The 17372-nt window shown below is 41.6% G+C and carries 10 protein-coding genes; all 10 read right to left on the reverse strand.

Annotated elements, in window-relative coordinates:
• A complete protein-coding gene (locus tag H9565_RS20425; protein WP_215439686.1) occupies positions 1–1944 on the reverse strand; it encodes a cellulase N-terminal Ig-like domain-containing protein in 1944 nt (647 codons plus the stop codon).
• A 30-nt stretch (positions 1945–1974) separates the two neighbouring features.
• Positions 1975–3462, reverse strand: coding sequence for a sulfatase family protein (locus H9565_RS11285; RefSeq protein ID WP_215439688.1), 1488 nt, complete (start codon positions 3460–3462; stop codon positions 1975–1977).
• A 45-nt stretch (positions 3463–3507) separates the two neighbouring features.
• Positions 3508–4959, reverse strand: coding sequence for a sulfatase family protein (locus H9565_RS11290; RefSeq protein ID WP_215439690.1), 1452 nt, complete (start codon positions 4957–4959; stop codon positions 3508–3510).
• Between the two features lie 168 nt (positions 4960–5127).
• Positions 5128–6429 (reverse strand): glycoside hydrolase family 117 protein, encoded by a 1302-nt coding sequence (locus H9565_RS11295; protein WP_215439692.1) that lies wholly within the window; start codon positions 6427–6429, stop codon positions 5128–5130.
• Between the two features lie 46 nt (positions 6430–6475).
• Positions 6476–7627 (reverse strand): glycoside hydrolase family protein, encoded by a 1152-nt coding sequence (locus tag H9565_RS11300; protein ID WP_215439694.1) that lies wholly within the window; start codon positions 7625–7627, stop codon positions 6476–6478.
• A gap of 67 nt (positions 7628–7694) precedes the next feature.
• Complete coding sequence (locus tag H9565_RS11305; protein ID WP_215439696.1) at positions 7695–10838, reverse strand: glycoside hydrolase family 2 TIM barrel-domain containing protein; 3144 nt, start codon at positions 10836–10838, stop codon at positions 7695–7697.
• Complete coding sequence (locus H9565_RS11310; protein WP_215439698.1) at positions 10748–12187, reverse strand: sulfatase family protein; 1440 nt, start codon at positions 12185–12187, stop codon at positions 10748–10750. The genes H9565_RS11305 and H9565_RS11310 overlap by 91 nt, the downstream gene beginning before the upstream one ends.
• Before the next feature lie 29 nt (positions 12188–12216).
• On the reverse strand, positions 12217–14508 hold the full coding sequence (locus H9565_RS11315) for a glycoside hydrolase family 2 protein (RefSeq protein ID WP_215439700.1): 2292 nt from the start codon (positions 14506–14508) through the stop codon (positions 12217–12219).
• A 9-nt stretch (positions 14509–14517) separates the two neighbouring features.
• Positions 14518–16470, reverse strand: coding sequence for a glycoside hydrolase family 97 protein (locus H9565_RS11320; RefSeq protein ID WP_215439702.1), 1953 nt, complete (start codon positions 16468–16470; stop codon positions 14518–14520).
• Positions 16471–16487: 17 nt separating this feature from the next.
• Positions 16488–17369: an alpha/beta hydrolase family protein gene (locus H9565_RS11325; protein ID WP_215439704.1), complete on the reverse strand. Its 882-nt coding sequence runs from the start codon at positions 17367–17369 to the stop codon at positions 16488–16490.
• Between the last annotated feature and the right edge of the window lie 3 nt (positions 17370–17372).

A 17372-nucleotide genomic window follows, 5' to 3' on the forward strand; every position in this document is an offset into this window, starting at 1 on the left:
TTACTGCTTTACTTCTAATTTTAATTTCTTTTCAAAACCTAAGAAACCGTAAGATAGCTCTAAAAATTTTACTTGTGTGTTTTTTGGTATTTTGAATGTAGAAGTGAATTTCCCGGTATTTACATCGGTTTCCGTAAGCTGAATTTTTTCAACTTTCTCACCTTTTTTCAAGAGTACCCAACCTTTATCTATGGCATTTCTATCAATATTTAAGGCGGCATTTAGTTGTATGGTAATGGTTTGACCAGGTTCTACAGATGAGATTTCCTTATTAAAATTACCATCAAAAACTTTAAGTTTATGGCTGCCTAATGTTGAAAAGGTTAGAGTGGCTTGCCAACCCCTGTTAGAAATACCCCAGCCCTCGGTTGCATAGGCATTCTTACCAAATACCCGTCCTTCGTTTTTTCCTTCAATGGCCTCAACTTTTTCTGCAATAGGAAATTGACTATCCAGAGGGGAACCATCCAATGTGCCTCTAACTTTGCCTAATTCTCCATAACCATGTGGGTGGGACTGTGGCCAACCTTTTTCAACTCCATCCCAATACCCGTCAATTTTTACACGCGCTTCGCTTTTATTGCTCAGATGTGTTCCTACCGGATTAACTCCAAAAACAAAATCGGTTTGGGCCCAACCCAATGCTCGTAATTCAGGGTCTTTCAATAGATGGGCTATAGCGAACATAGAACCGCCTAGGGCAGGTGCGCCACCTAATTCCTTGGTTTTGGGGTGTGCCCATTCCGTTTCGCTATGTTTGCGGTATTTCCAGAAATTATTGCTTTTTTGTTTCATGTGTAGGGCCCAGGCTTCCAATTTTTCCTTGGTACCGTCAGGGGCTTTGTCAGGGGCCAGTAATAAAAAGAAAGACAATGCCTGTGGAGTAATATGTTCGGCATTTCTAATCCACCACATATGGCGAGGATTGTTAAAATCCCAGTTCCTTATAATATCGGAAGCACCGGATTGTGCATATTTTAGGAACTTTTCAGGAGAACCGTTCTTTTCATGTCTTTCGGTCTCGTACATGAACAGATTACGAAAGACCGACTGCCCGTAGGCATTGCCCATTTCATTAAACTCCTGAAAACCTTCATCTACCCATTTGGTACTATACGTCCAAAAACGCACAACCTCGTGCCGGTCATAGGCTTCCCAATTGTCCAAACAGGCTTTTCTGTATTTTTGATAGGTATCTTCCGCCAGATACGGTTTTAAAAAGGAATGGTAGGCCGCACAAACCGCTGCCAATTGGTCTAAAGTATTCCAATAGTCATAGGTCATTCTCGGTTGCCCTTGGTAACCCAAAGTACCGTGACGGGTTTTTACGGGGCCGTTATAGTCCACGTATTTATAGGCAAATTCGGCATGCCAAAGAATAAGGTCTATAAGATCCGCCACTTTCTTGTCACCTAATTCCGTTTTCCAATTATCAAAAAGGGCGGGATTACTGGCGTATTGTAATATTTCAAAGATAGTTTCTAGTCCGTATGCTCCACCATCGCGGGTTGGACCACCACCGTATACGGCAGCCATATCATAGGTTTCCAAATTGGAAAACCCTCTGGCGTCTACAAAAAAATCGTATGCTAGTTTTGAAGAAGCCGTTTCCATAAGATGATCGGCCACTAAAAAAGGAACTGAACTGCCGTGACCATCAACTTTAATCACATATTCTACATTTGAGCCTGTAGGATTAAATCCTGAAAACCACCCTTCATTATTCAGCATTTCGCCTTCAAAAACAACTTTGGATGTAGCAGTGTTAATTAATTGAAACGGAGTGCCATTTTCAGCGCCATAGCAAACAAAACGTTTGGACTCCCCTAAATTATAACCCAATTGGTTGACATAAGGTTCATACTTTTTTAAATCAGAGGTCGTTTCTTGTGCGGTACAATAGGTAGAGGCACATAATAAGGCAGCTAACAGTATTCTTTTCATCAGTCTTTTTATTACTTGTATTAGGAATTTTTACTCGTTTACTGCGTATTGAACCCTTAATTGAGCAAGCTCTTTTTTCATTTCCGAAATTTGCTTCGCCATGGTAGATGAGTTGAATATATTATTCATTTCCGAAGGGTCTTTTTCCAAATCATAAAATTCCCATTCTTCTCCATTAGGAACATCTTCCCCATAAAAACGAATGAGTTTATAACGTTTATTGGCAATCCCTTCATGACGGCGTACGGCATGTGCTCCGGGATACTCATAATAGTGGTAGTACATAGACTTACGCCAGTCCTTAGGTGCTTTCCCTTTTAAAAGAGGAACGACACTTTTGCCCTGCATATCATCTGGAATGGGTGCATCGGCCAAATCAAGAAAGGTCTCTGCAAAATCAATGTTCTGCACTAAATCGGTATTTACGCTTCCCGGTTTAACGGTACCTGGCCACTTCACAATAAGTGGTGTTCGGAATGATTCTTCATACATAAAACGCTTATCGAACCAACCATGTTCTCCCATGTAAAAACCTTGGTCCGAGGAGTATATGACAATAGTGTTTTTATCCAACCCTTGCTCTTTAAGCGATTTCATTATCTGTCCTACACTCTCATCAACAGACCAGATACAGCGTAGATAATCTTTCATGTAGGTCTGGTATTTCCATTTAACAAGGGCTTCACCTTTTAAATTATCTTGGGCAAACTTTGCAAAACGCTCCTTATACCTTGGGTCGTTCGCGTAGCGATCACCTTCGGCCTTTAAATCAATATGGGTGTTCATGCTTGTGGCAATATCCATTTCTTGTTTGTGGGCAGCTGTAGTGCGTGTGGCATAATCGTCAAAAAAATTGTCCGGCTCGGGAATTTCTACATCTTCATATTTGCTCATATAGCGCTCTGCGGGGTCCCAGTTACGGTGTGGGGCCTTATGGTGAACCATCATCATAAACGGTTTGTCCTGATCACGTTCGTTTTCCAACCAGTTTAGGGCACGGTCCGTAATTACATCGGTTACATATTGACCCTTGTAGTTGGTATCACCTTCTTCGGTAATAAAGTCAGGATTGTAATACTTTCCTTGTCCGGGTAGTACCTCCCAATAATCAAAACCTTGCATTTTTCCGGGAAGGTGAATTTTTCCGATCATAGCAGTTTGGTAACCATTGGTGCGCAGTATTTTTTGAAACTGCTGTTGGTCATGGTCAAAAATGGTGTTCTTGGTATTGTCCAATTTCTTATGAAGATGGCTCATTTTCCCTGTTAATAAGGTGGCTCTACTTGGAGCACAAATTGAGTTTTCAACATAGGCTTTGTCAAACCGCATCCCTTCTGCCGCCAATTTATCAATATTTGGGGTAGGATTTAGGCTTTGTAACCTACCACCGTAGGCCCCAATAGTTTGGTAGGAGTGATCATCGGAAAAAATCCAGACAATGTTAGGCTTCTTTTCTTGAGCAATGGAGAGTAATGGTAGCAGGTATGCCGCTAGCCAAATAAGTTTGTTAAGTTTCATATAGTTGTGATTTTATTTGTTCTAAAAAATGATGGGAGAATGTTTCTACAATTTGCCTATTTCCCTATTTTCGGTTCCGTATTCAATAGCTACGTTTAGGTCACCCAATTCTTTACGGGCCTTTTCTACAATGAGCATAAGTTCCTTTACTTTTTCTGGGTGATACGCTATTACGTTATATCTTTCCCCTGGATCGCGCATCATATTGTAAAGTTCGGGCTGCTCTACCACTGTTTTTATTCTTTTTCCGCCGTGGCCATCATTACCACTTTCGGTATTATAGCTACTGTAAGTGTGGGGCAATACCAGTTTCCAATTACCTTTTCGAACTCCGTTCAAGTTGTTCTTTCCATGATAGTATAATATGGTGTTACGAGGTGTTTCTGAAAATTGTCCTTTCCAGAGCGATGAGATATCTACGCCATCTATTTTATGGCTGGATAATTTTCCGTTGGTAATCGCGGCGAAAGTAGGGAGCAAATCTACGGCACATGCCAATTTATGGGTCACCGTTCCTTCTGGGGTATTCCCAGGCCAGCGAATGATAAAAGGAACCCGTTGCCCACCTTCCCAGCTTGTGGTTTTTCCTTCTCTAAGCCCTCCAGAAGAACCTGCGTGGTTACCGTAGTTTAACCACGGCCCATTATCCGTAGTAAAAATAAAAATGGTGTTGTCTGCAACGCCATTTCGTATTAAGGCTTTATCAATTTCTCCCACAGACCAGTCAATTTCCATCATAACATCACCATAAAGGCCTTGTTCACTTTTTCCTCTAAATTTATCGGAAACCCCTAACGGAATATGCGCCATGGTGTGCGGTACATAAAGAAAAAAGGGTTCGTTGGCATTTTTGTCTATAAAATCCACTGCTTTTTCCGTGTATAGGGTGGTTAGTTTATCCTGATCTTTTAAACTTTCAACGTAGGCAATAGTTTTGTTGCCTTCTATGATGGGAAGCTTTGGAAATTTGGCCCTGTTTTTTTCTTCGGTAAGGTGTTCTCCCGTTGCACTGTCATGTGGCCACATATCGTTGGAGTAGGGAAGGCCCACAAATTCATCAAAACCGTGTTGCAGCGGTAGAAATTCTTTTTGCCATCCCAAGTGCCATTTTCCAAAACAGGCGGTTTTGTAATCCTGTTCTTTGAACATTTCGGCAATGGTAAGCTCGTCTTTTTTCAAACCTATTTTATGATGTGGGAAAAGCGCACCGGAAAATCCTATTCTATTTGGGTAACATCCGGTCAAAATTCCAGCTCGTGAGGCACTACAGACGGGTTGTGCCGCGTAGTAATTTGTAAAACGTGTGCCTTTGGCGGCCAGTTGGTCTATATTAGGTGTTTCAAAACCGGTGGCTCCATATACACCCACATCTCCGTAACCTTCATCATCTATAAATACAAGAACAACGTTGGGGCGTTCTTTATTTTGATTTTGGGCGATGGCTAAATTAAAAGAAAGTAAAGCGGCAAAAGCGAGAAAAATAAATTTGTTGTACATGTAAACGGTGGTTTGGTAGTTTGTGTTCTTTAAAAGAGACTATTCTAAAGGAATAAAGCGTCTAATGAAGCCCTGTTCTCTAAAATAGTCCCTTGCTAAATTTAAGATAATTATTACGTATTTACCACGGTTTAACAACTGTATGTTAGACTGTTATAATCAAGCGTTTTATCGTCCTTCGGGATTGAGATTTTTATGAGGTGCCTGAGCAAAATAAACTTCGGGTTTATGATATACCCCTGTTTTTTTATACAAGGGATCATCTACATCAAGGCTTAGGTCACAGTCAAATCTTGCCATAATGGAATAGCCTTTCTTGGGTGTACTTCCGGCATTTGTAAAATGGCAAAGTCCCCAAGTAATACCTCTTCCGTTCCCGGAATCAGTAAAGGCATCTGCAGCAAAAGGAGCTGCGGCCGTTGGGGCGAAAGAAACTACGGAAGCAATTTCAAAATTAACGCCATCTTTGGCATATTGCATAGTGTACCTTTCATTTCCATCTTTTATGGCCAATGTAGCTACGCCTTCCTTAAACGGAAAATAAGTGGTTTCGTGTCCGGAAGTCATTACCGGGTTTAGAGGGTGTTTTTCAAATGGCCCTAACGGGTCCTCGGCAATGGCTAGACCATGACCAACGGCATATTTATCACGAATGTCCGGCCACTTGTTGTATGCGGCTTTATAATACAGGTGAATTTTGCCATTATAGACTATAGGCTGAGGATCGTGCGTAGCATCTTGGTCCCATTCGCCTTTCTTTCCGAAAGGAACTACGGAATCACCCCCATGTGTCCATGGCCCATCAGGTGAATCTGCATAGGATACTGATACCGGACACCAATCACCTCTTAGCCCGCTAGGTTCGTTAAAGGCTTGGTAGTAGAGGTAGTACTTTCCTTTCCAGACCAGAATATCCGGTGTAGCAACGGAACGCCATCCAGCTTTTGGTTTTTCGGGTCTTTTAATGGCTATCCCTTCTTCTTTCCAAGTGGTGCCGTCCGTACTGGTGGCATACCAAATGTCGCACAAATCCCAATCCGTAGAAGGAATTTCATCGGTGGCTTCGCTGGCTCTGTTCCAACCAATAGGTGGTGTTTTGGTATCTCTCTTGGTATAGTATAAATAATATTTCCCATCTACAAAAATAGGCCGTGAAGGGTCACGTCTAGAAACGGTTCCATCCCCATTGCTATAATCAAAACCTTTTAATTTTGTGTATTTGAATTGAGAGAATAGCTCATTGTCCTGAACGCGGGGAGCAGGATAACTGAACATCCGTTCTGCAGCTGCACTCAAAGGCATGTCCGGTTTTTCGGCAGGCATTTTATGAGGGAAAACCTTATGTTCCTTAGTTGCAGAATCTCCCATTGAAGCCGAATTGGCCTCTGTTTTTTGGTCTGAACAAGCAATAAGCGAGGCTACCGCAAAAAGACTTAATGTAGATCGCTTTAAAAAAGGCTGGACTTGCATAGATGTGATTTTATAGTTTAAATTGTGTTTGTTTTTAAATACCATTTTAATGGACCGTTTTCTCGATTTTCAGAGGAATCTGAATATTGAACGACTCTCTAACACCATTTGCATCAAGAGTGTCCGCAGCACATAACAGGGCTATAGGTTCCCCATTTTCCGTATATACCTGTGGGCGTTCCAAATGAACAAATTGTTGAGTTCTTCCGTTTTCCCATTCCACGATACGCTTGGATATATCAAAATTTTTGGCCTTTTCCCATTTAATACCATCTTCGGAGTCATAATGTACTAATGAGAAGTCACGTACTTTACCTACGTGTTTTATACGTTTTACAATGGCTCTAAATTTACCATCCTGATACCAGATATAAGGGTCTTCGGCAGGAAAACGTTCGCCTTCAAAAGTAAAAACGGGATCTGGATATTTCTTGAAGGGTCCGGTTGGGGAATCGGCAATGGCCACCATATGAACAACAGGTCCACCTGCTGGTAGCGCATGGGTTTTACCAACGGCCTTATACACCATTAGGATTTTGCCATCGGGCATTTGACAGACCGATGGATTGGATGTCATTAATGCATCATGTGCATCCTCGTTGGGAGAAACATCTAAAACAGGCTTATCAAATCTTTTCCATGGTCCGTTGGGTGAATCCGCTACGGCAACACCTATACGTTGGTTGTTACGGTGCATCCAGTTAATCTTAGGTTTACCGGGAACACTAACAATTTTTTTGTCTCCGGTATTACCCATATAATACAGGTAGAATTTTCCGTTAAATTCATGAACAGTTGGGTTATGGGTCGTAGAACCATCCCAAAATTCTGCACCACGGTCCGGTAGGGTAACGTCTTTGTGTTCAAAAGGACCAAAGGGCGATTCTGATACCGCATGGGCAACTTCGGAATAGTTTACCCATTCCCAACCAATATTTTTTGGCCATCTGGAATAGAACATGTGGTAAAGACCGTCTTCGCCCTTTACCATAGAGCCGCCCCAAATACTAAGGCTGTCATTGCGGAATACGGATTTTTCAGCGACTTTTCCAAACTCAATTTTGTAGTCGGGTACTGCATTGCTGTTGGATGCTTCTTCTTGTGATGCACTGTTTTCTGCACCTGTTTTTTTCTCGGTTTTACATGAAACGAGTAAACATACGATTGCAAAGGCTGCAATTAAATTCGTTTTTTTCATACTGTTATAGCACTTTTGGTAGGCCAATCTTTTTACGGAAACTTGGCCAGTTGTTTGTTATGGTTTATTATTTGTCAATATTTCTTAATGTGTATACATACCTTGGTTTGGACCATTCACTTTCTCCTCTTTTGGTTTTTTTCATAATGCTCACAAAATGTGGGTCATCACCTTCAAAATCAATTACTGTCATTCCTTTTGTTCGTGTGGCGTTTTTGAAAGGCAGGTAGCTGGATCTAGTTCCATACCTTACCACGTAGCTAGTGTCATCTGTCTTACCAGAGTAGCCAACCACAAGCTTGTTGCCAACTAAAAAAGCATCCCAAATTACGGGTGGTAGCTCTTTTCCACTGGGGCTTCCGGTTCGTGTTTCGGAAGGTTTACTTATGCCTTTTTCATTTGTGGCAATAAGCTGAAAAATGTATTCTTTTCCGTTTTCTAAATTCTCCACTTCTAGGAAATTGGTTGTGGTCTTTTCGGATTTTACCAGTTGGCCATTGGAGTTTTGATGGATGACATGATAAGTGTCCGCACCAAAAACAGGATTAAAATGAATGCGAACCGCTGTGTTCCCGGACTCTATTTGAGAAATTGAAGGCTGTTCAGGTACTGTAATGGCAACACTTTTATGAAACCGCTTATAACCGTTTGGCGAAATTAGGTTTATGTTTAAGCTGGATATGTCACTTAAGTACGGTTTCCAGTCAATGTTATTTTCCGTAGGACCTGCTCCCGGTTTTAATACTGGAATCTCTATACTGTTTTTGGCCAGTGTGTCTCCTTCTGAATCATGTATGGACCATAATAAACGGTGGTTTTTTAAAGTATAGCTAGGGTAGTCGCCTGTGTTTTTGGGGGTAAGAGAAATCTTGGCATTTCCTTTTCTTACATCTATCTCTGATACTTCAATTTGTTGAATAGGGCTATGTTCATTTTCTATTCGGTTATATAATTTACGCTTTTGGCGCCATGTATTTACAAGTCCCCAAACTCTATTTTCCTCTGGAGAGGTTGCTGCGTAGCCACTTCTGTAATCATTAAATGTCCATAATGAAGCTCCAATTACAAAAGGATTCTTGCCTCGTAAGCTGTTGTTCCACTCGGATATTTTAGGAATATCACCATCTAAAGAAGTTGTGGCCAAAGGTTGTATTCCATATTCCGAAATGAAAATGGGCTTGTTGGGCCATTTGGACCTAAGGGTTTTAAATACTTCATCTGGTTTGCCCTGAAACGGATAAAGATTGTGCATGATTATATCTACCAGTGTATTGGGGTCGTTCTCGGGAGTGGCAGTATCGCGCCAGCCGCTATTACTCACGCAGGTAACCAAACGATAGGGGTCCAGCTCGTTTTTGACATAATCAATAGTCAATTTGGCATAATCAAAATGGTCTTTAAGTTCATTGCCAACACTCCACCCAATAATACTGGGGTGGTTTACATCACGGTCTATCATTTCTTTTAACCACTGTTTGGCCAAAGGGTAATATGGGGGCGTAAACTCAGGATTGGTAAGCTCACGAACATTGACTTCCTCAAAAATCAGGATACCTTTTTCATCGCAACGCTCTATCAACCTTTCATTCTGGGTGCCGTGCATGATTCGCATAAAGTTGGCACCTGCATTCTTCATGAGGTCCACATCTTTATTTATCAAATACTGGGGTTCAGAAGACCCCCAATATCTATGGTCACTCACCCGGTTAAAACCAGCTAGACGCACCGGTTCTCCGTTTAAAATGAGTTGAGAATCCGTTAGTTCTATCTTTCGGATACCAAATCGGTCTGTACGCGTATCCAACACTTGCCCGTTTTCTGTGGCAATGGTTGTCATATGGTACAGGTGTGGCGTATCAAAATGCCATAACCTAACATCGTTGGCGGGTAAAACTGTTGCCAATTGCACTTCTTTTGTACTATTGGGCGGTAAGGTAATAGTGTATTGCAGGTCAGCCGGTTTTGATACTTTGTCTATAGTAGCAGTGAGTGCTATTGTTCTTTTTTGTGCCGATGAATTTTTAATACGGATTTTAAGCTTCAAATTGGCCGAACCTTTTTTTAGGTCAGGGTCTGCATGAATATATTGATAACTGATGCGCACATCGTTATTTTTTACAAGGTGAACATCACGGATAATCCCGCCCCAGTTCCAAGTAGCGCCAACCAGTGAACTATTGTCCGCTTCTACGGCCAGTACATTCTGACCGTTAAAATTGAGTTTGTCGGTTACATCAAATTCAAATGGGGTAAAACCACCTTGATGACTGCCAACAAGTTCGCCGTTCAAAAAAACCTTGGCGATGTGATAAACGGCATCAAATTTAAGGCGCACTCTTTCCTTGGAGTTTTCTTTCCAGCTTTGGGGAAGATTGAAAGTTTTTCGGTACCAAGCCTTTCCGGTATAATTAGAGAATTCGTTAAGCATGCCCCAATGTCCTGGAACGTTTAGGTCTTTCCAGTTGGAATCATCAAAATCAGATTGAAAAATAGTTGCTTTTTCCGCAACCGAAGTTTCCATTTTCTCTGTGAATACGGGTCTGAACATTACGGCATCCGCAGCTACGGTTTTGGCCGTAATAGCGGTAACTTCAACATAACTGTCTAAAGTCTTATCAAAACTAAAAACTCCTAAACTTAACCATTGGTCACAGCGGTTTCGCTGGTTAAAATAAGAAGCCGTAACCCCATTAGCATGATTAACATTTACTTCTGCCGTTAAATGTGATGCGAACGGAAAGCGAACAAAGGCTTCGTAGAACCCTGATTCTGCTAGTTGGGGACGATAGCGTACATAGTTCTCCTCGGATTCACCAGCTTTAAAGTCGCGTTGTAAATAATTGGCTCCAAAGAAACCGGAACCCCGTTCTCCTTCTATTTTGGTCTGCCAATTGCCTTTTACAGTTACCCGTTCGGTATTGGTATTGTCTATTACAATATCTTCCGGTGTTTCGGAAATAGCAATATAATTTGAGCCTTCGCCATAAACGGCATGGAACTTCCAGTCTCCGCTCAGTAAAAGTTGCCCCTCACCGGTAGTGGATTGAGCGGAACAAATTCCAAAGATCAAAAACAGAATATGAAACACCGAATATTTCAATTGCATAGGGGTATAGCGGTTTAGTAATTGCTCTTTACAAACGGGTGTTTCTCTTTTGATTTTGGTTTGCGAAATACCCATGGTTTCCAAGCTTCGTAGCGTTCTTTCCACTCCTCAAGTGTTCTAGTAGGGTATTTGGAGGAGAGGCCGCCCTCTCTAAATTCTTGGGAAACACCTTCGTCTTTTATAGACCTTCTCCACACATAGAGTTCTTCCAACAGTTTATCCTTAATATCGCCATAATGCGGGTCGCTTGCAAGGTTGTTTAGCTCAAATGGGTCCTTTTCAATATCAAAAAGCTCAAACTCAGGCTTGGTAGGAGCAAAAAACTTAGCTTGGTCTTCATTAAGTTTTCCTTCCATATTCATGATGTTCATTTCGGCCAGCATAGGGTACATATCTTCTTTGTACCCGCTGTATTGTAACCATGCTCGCTCCGGCATTAAATTATGGATCAACTTGTATTTTTTAGATCGGATGGTGCGCATAGCATCATGGGTGCCGCCCATTCTTCCGCGTGCCGCAAAAATGTACTTTCTATTTTTTGACTCTTCTTTAAAAAGACTTTTGCCTTGCAGTTCGTGTTTAGGTTTTGCCCCGGCTACATCTAGAATGGTTGCGGTAATGTCAATGGTCTGAACCATATCTGTGTTTACCTGTGCAGGTGCAACTTTACCAGGCCATTTGATAATTAATGGCACCTGAAGTCCCGGGTCATATAGGAATTGCTTTCCACGAATGTGGCATCGGCCGTTATCTCCAATTAAGAAAACCAATGTGTTCTCGGCCAGGCCTTCTTTTTCTAATCGCTTTAGGATATCTCCAATTTCTCGGTCGCAGATTTGCATTTGTTCCAGACCATTGGCCCAATCACGTCTGGCAAATGGGGTGTCCACATAATAGGGGGGGAGTACCACATTGGCGGGATCTATAGGGTTTTTTGGGTCACGATCCCATTTTCTATGCGTACCACCCAAAGTTATTTGTGCGAAGAAAGGCTGTCCTTCTTGGCGTTCCTTCCAATCCTTTCCCATAAAACCTAAATCGCCATTAAAATTGGCATCGGTTTTATTGTAAAGCATTAAAGCGGTAAAATATCCTGCTTCTTTCAGAAGTACGGGCATTGGCTCAATATCGTACGGCAAAGGTTTTCTGTCTTCTTTTGCCGTTCTGTGCTGTTGGGCACCAATATAGTTTTGGTGATAGCCCGTGAGCATGGCCGAACGTGAAGTAGAACAAACGGGAGAAGTACAAAAAGTATTGGTGTAACGTATACCTTCCGAGGCAAGCTTGTCCGTAACTGGGGTTTCTATTCCCGGGGTGCCATAGCAGCCTAAGTCAAGACCCCAATCTTCCAACATGATCCAAACAATGTTGGGACGGTCAGTAGATGTACTCTGGGCTATAGAGTTGAACGGTATAAGAAGTACCGCTAAACAAAGGGTTTTAATGAGTTTCATATACAAAGGTTCTAGTTTTGAGTTGAATATTATTCTTGAAGTTGTTTTGTTGATGACCAATCTGTTACATCTGATTTTAATTTTACGAAAAACGGCTCGGTCTGTGACCATTCAATTTTAAAGGCTCCCTTTAAATTTGTTGTTGTTTCTTCGGTTAGATTTTCCGATGATTTTCCATATTTAAAAGTGAAAATCGAATCTTTTTCGCTTACTGTATAGCCTATGCCTACACCATCATGGGTCCTGCCCAAAAATTCTATCACGGGGAAATTGGAGTTTTCTACAGGCGGATTGCTTCCTTTTTTTGATGAGGCGGTTTTAACTTCAATTTGCATGGGTGACCATAGGCCTACGTCTATCTGAGTGGCATTTGAGTCATTTTTAAAGTTAAATTTCAATGCATCATCTCCGGGTTTTATAATTGGGAGCTCAATATGTTCTTTGCTAACTGACTCGCCTTTATCATTAAAAAGCTCATACGCCAACGTATACCCTTCCATAATATAAGCGGGAATATCTTGTTTGTTTCTAGGTAGCAAAGAGATTGCTATTTCATCTTTGTTTATGGTTGCTTCTAAACCTTGAACGGGTGCATAGATATCTTGAATCTGTTTGTAGGCTTTTTTCCTGTTTCGCCATACATCCACAACTCCCCAGGCTCTATTTTCTGATGGAGGCGTGGCTTTATAATCGCTTCGGTAATCATTATAGGTCCATAGAGATGAGCCAACTACGTAAGGTAACGTTCGTATTTTATCAAGTTGTTCAATAAGCCTATCACTAAACTCGGCATCGGATGTGAGTCCTATCTGTTTGTCGCCAATCTCTGAAATAAAAATAGGTTTCCCCGGAAATCTGGCATGGGCCTTACCCACTTTTTCATAGGTCTCGCCATAAGAGTTCATACATAGCAAGTCCAGCTTTTCATAGGGTTCGTTACCGGGTTTTGCCAAAGGCAGGTGAGATGTAAAACTTACCACTGTTTTTAAGCGTGTGGAGTCAAGGGAGGCCACGTGGTCCAGCATATCGTTTACATAGTTATATTGGTCAGGAGTCATGGTCATGTCTTCCCATTCGCCATCTGGGTTGCCAATTTCATTACCCATGCTCCAACCTACTACACTGGCGTGGTTATAATCGCGCGTAATCATTTTGTTCAGCCACTTTTTTGTCCTTGGGTTATTGGGTATGGCATTTGGTGCACCACGACCCCAGACCGGGATTTCTTCAATTAGCATATAGCCGATACTATCGCAGAACTGTAAAAGGTTTTTTGATACAGGTGCGTGCATGATTCTTGAAAAGTTTCCGCCTAGGGCTTTAATATCCAAAATATCATTTTTAATAAGTTCATCAGGTTCCGTATTACCGAAGAAACGATGGTCGTGTACCCGATTGAAACCGTTTAAGCGCACCACTTCATTGTTGAGGTATAATTGCTCCCCAATAGCTTCCATTTTCCGAATACCGAATTTGTCGGAAACGGCATCCAATTCTTGGGAATCAGAAGCAATAGTACTGATTAAAGAGTAAAGGTTAGGACGGTCAAAATGCCATAATTTTACTTCTTCTAACGGTTTTTGAAAAGACAGAACCTTAGTCGTAATCCCATTTTTACTAGCGGTAAGTTCAAGGGTTTTGGGCGCCCAAGCTTCATTGTCCGGACCGGATATTTTAGTGTTTACAGTAATATTTTTTTCCTGGCCGGAGTTATTTTCAACAGTATAGGAAATGGCTATAGCTACCATACCCTTATCAAAATTGGGAACTGCGGAAATATGTTGACGAACCAAACGGACATCATTATGGGCAAGCAAGGAAACGTTTCGGCTTATGCCGCCCCAAGCCCACCAAGCGCCTCTTCTAAATGTATTATCCGCCATGACCAAAATTGAGTTCGGTTTATCGGTCAGTACTTGGTCTGTAATATTAAATTCAAAAGGGGTGTAGCCTCCTTCGTGTGCTCCCAATAACTTACCGTTCAGCCAAACTTTTGAGGTTTCGTAAACGGCATCGAACTTTATACGAATCTGCTTTTTTTGCCAGTTTTGAGGAATGCTAAAATTGCGTTGATAGTACCCTTTGCCCTTAAAATGGGCATATTTGTTCTCAACGTCCCAATTGCCTGGAACGGAAAGCGTATCCCATTTTGTATAATCGGCAGTTAATAGATTTTCTTCACTTTCTTCATTAGATGCCAAAAAGTGCCATTTCCCGTTAAGGGATAGGGTTTCATTTTCTAGTGATGTTTCTGCAGATTTGTCCGTGCAGGAACTTAGAAACAGGAGGCTAAAAAGCGCTATGGAAGCAAAATTTCTCATGTGTACTTTTTATTTTTTGATGAATTTTATAGCGGCACCACCATGCTCCGCTAGGCGAACGGTGAGTGTTTTGTCCTTTGTAACCGTTTCCGATGATTTTTTAAAGGGTACGGCCGTGTCCCATTGGCGTAGGTCCGCCTCTTTATTCAGTCCTTTTAAATCAATACGTTTGGCCTCGGTATCGTCAGTAAAAATTTCTGCGATATATTCGCCATTACCTAAAAAACTACAGTCAATATGTAGTTCTTGGGTTGGTCCACTACGTAGTACGCCCAAATACCAGTCATTGTTCGTGCGTCTTGCTATGGCTGCCAGTTCACCAATTTTACTTTGGGGCAGCACAAAGGTCTCGTCCCAGACCGAAGGCACCGCTTTAATAAAATCCAGTGCTGGCGCAACACTCTTGGTTTTTAAAAGGAACTGGGTGTTTTCGGCAATACAGTTAAAAGGGGAGTAGAAAGTAACCAAAGTGGCCAATTGATGCGCCCATGTAGTTTCTCCGGGTTCGGTAAGACCAAGAGGGGTATAATCACCATGTCCTGTTACATATCTTGTAAAAGGTAATGCCGCATTGTGCGAAGCGGTCAAAGGACCTTCTTTCATATGGTTTACTTCTAAACCTCGTATACCTTCACGCGTAACTTCGTTTGGATAGGTGCGATACTCGCCCGAACTTTGTTGGCAGCCATGAAAATTGACCATCAATTGTCTTTCTGCCGCTTTTCTCAATAAGGCTTCATCAAAGGATATAATGTTTTTGCTCTGGCCGTTCATAAAATCTACCTTAACTCCAACAGCGCCTGTCTGTTTTACACTATCCAAAAAATGCCCCATTACAGCATAGTCGTCTTCAAGAAAATTGATTTCCTTGGAGTGCTTCCATACAAAGATCCCAACCCCTTTTTCTTTGGCATAGTTGGAGAGTTCTGTCACTTTGGTCCATTTATCAGGCCATCTTTCCCAGCCATCATCAACCATATTATATGAAAAGTTAAGTTCTACGGCATCATCTACCATATCATGCTCTTCTTTGTAATCTACATATTTTCCGGACCACCAGTGCCAAACAGATTTTCCGGGTTTTATCCAGTTGGTGTCTGCAAATAACTTAGGGTCGGGAGCAGGGTTTAATGAGGCTACCATGGTATTGTTAGCCAAATCGTTTAAAGTGTCCGCCAATAGAATACAGCGCCATGGTGTGGTTACATTACCTGTAATATCAAAACCGGCATCACCTTCTTCAAAATTGGCCTTAAAGGTGTTGTTGCCAATTGCTTCCAAACGCAGACCGCTATAATTATAAAGTGCGGCTTCGGCCAATAAAGCATAACCTCCTTGCGGAAGTTCGCAAGTAAGCGTTAAGCCTTGAATGGGGCCCATCTTAGAAACTGTTGGCATTTCGGAAATATCAGCGGAAAGCCATTCTCCTGCGTGAGATTTTAATTTCCAGTCGCTATCGCGCTCAAAGTACCAAACTTTGGTCTGGCTCGGTATTTTAAAGCTACTTTCTTCGCCCTGAACATGTTGTGTGCCTTGTCCGGAAACCACATAACGGTAAGCTACCCCTTCATTAGAAAGTTGAAACTCTAATTTCCAGTCGGTTCCATCTGCCTCTGAAACTTTGTAGCTATATACATCTCCTTTGTATGAGGCCTCACTTTTTATTCCGTTTAGTGGAAATTGGGTTTGTGTTTCTTTTTGCTCTAGAAGAGTTATCTCCACATTTTTTCCAAGGAGCTTATCGTTTACTTTAATACCCAAAAGAGAGGTGTCTAAAACTACCTTCTTTTTTTTGGTGACTAGGAACGCTAGTTGACCATTTGTAGCGGTAAACAAAGAAACATCCGTAGTGCCGTGGCTTAAGGTTTTATTATTTTCATCATCACCTGTACTGGTCTTACAAGAAAAAACCACAAATAAGAAACCAAAAAATAAAGCAGATTTGTAGAATAGGTATTTCATTTTGTATTGCTGTTTTTTTAGTTTTTTTGAATTATTTGCGATAACCATGTTCTCATAGTTTTCCGTTCCTTTAGCTCATATAAGGGCCACGAATTGGTATGGTTTCTAATGGGGATATCCAAAAAAGTAAAGTTTCCTTTTATTCCCGATTGGGCAATGTAGTTTTTTGTTTCTCTCGTTCCCTGACCTTCGGCGCAAATAAGTTGGGGTCTTCCGTTAAGTCGTTTCAATCTTTCAATGGCCGATGCCTTATCGGAATTAGGGTAGTCCCATGTTTTTAGACCATCGTAATGAGAATTAACAATAAAGGCTTTCCACAGATTTGAAATTTCATTGTCATGAAGGCCTATATAATTTACGGCGATGGCTCCCCTTGAAAATCCTGCTAAAATAAGGTTGGAAGCATCACCTCCAAATTTGTTGCAAACTTCGTTTACCACATCTATGCAGTATCTTTTTGTGGCTTCAACATTGCCCCACCACCATTTTTGGTTTTCTTGGCCATTGGTGCTAATAAAGGGCATACTCACCCAAATAAAACCTTTGCCTTCGCTTAGTCCGTACCCCAAATTGCAACCGTCTACCTGGCCTGTTGAAACATCTCCGTAAGCACTTGTGTAAGGTCCGTTGCCCGGAAATTCTATAATGACAGGGTATTTTTTACCTTCCTTATAGTCGGTAGGCAAGTAAACTAAATGGTAAACATCTGTGTTTTGATACGGGGCCAAGGTTTGCCTTACCCGTTTACCGGCTTTGGGTTTACCTTCCGTTATTTTGGGAACAAACAGGTCTTGGTGAAAAGAACTGATATCCGGCAATTGGGCAACGGCATCTTTCTGGGACGCTACTTGAGTAGTGCCTAGAATAAGAAAAATACAGATTCCAGTTACCTTTTTCATTTT

It is taken from the genome of Zobellia russellii, from assembly GCF_018728565.1.
In the GTDB taxonomy this organism is placed as follows: Bacteria; Bacteroidota; Bacteroidia; order Flavobacteriales; family Flavobacteriaceae; genus Zobellia; species Zobellia russellii.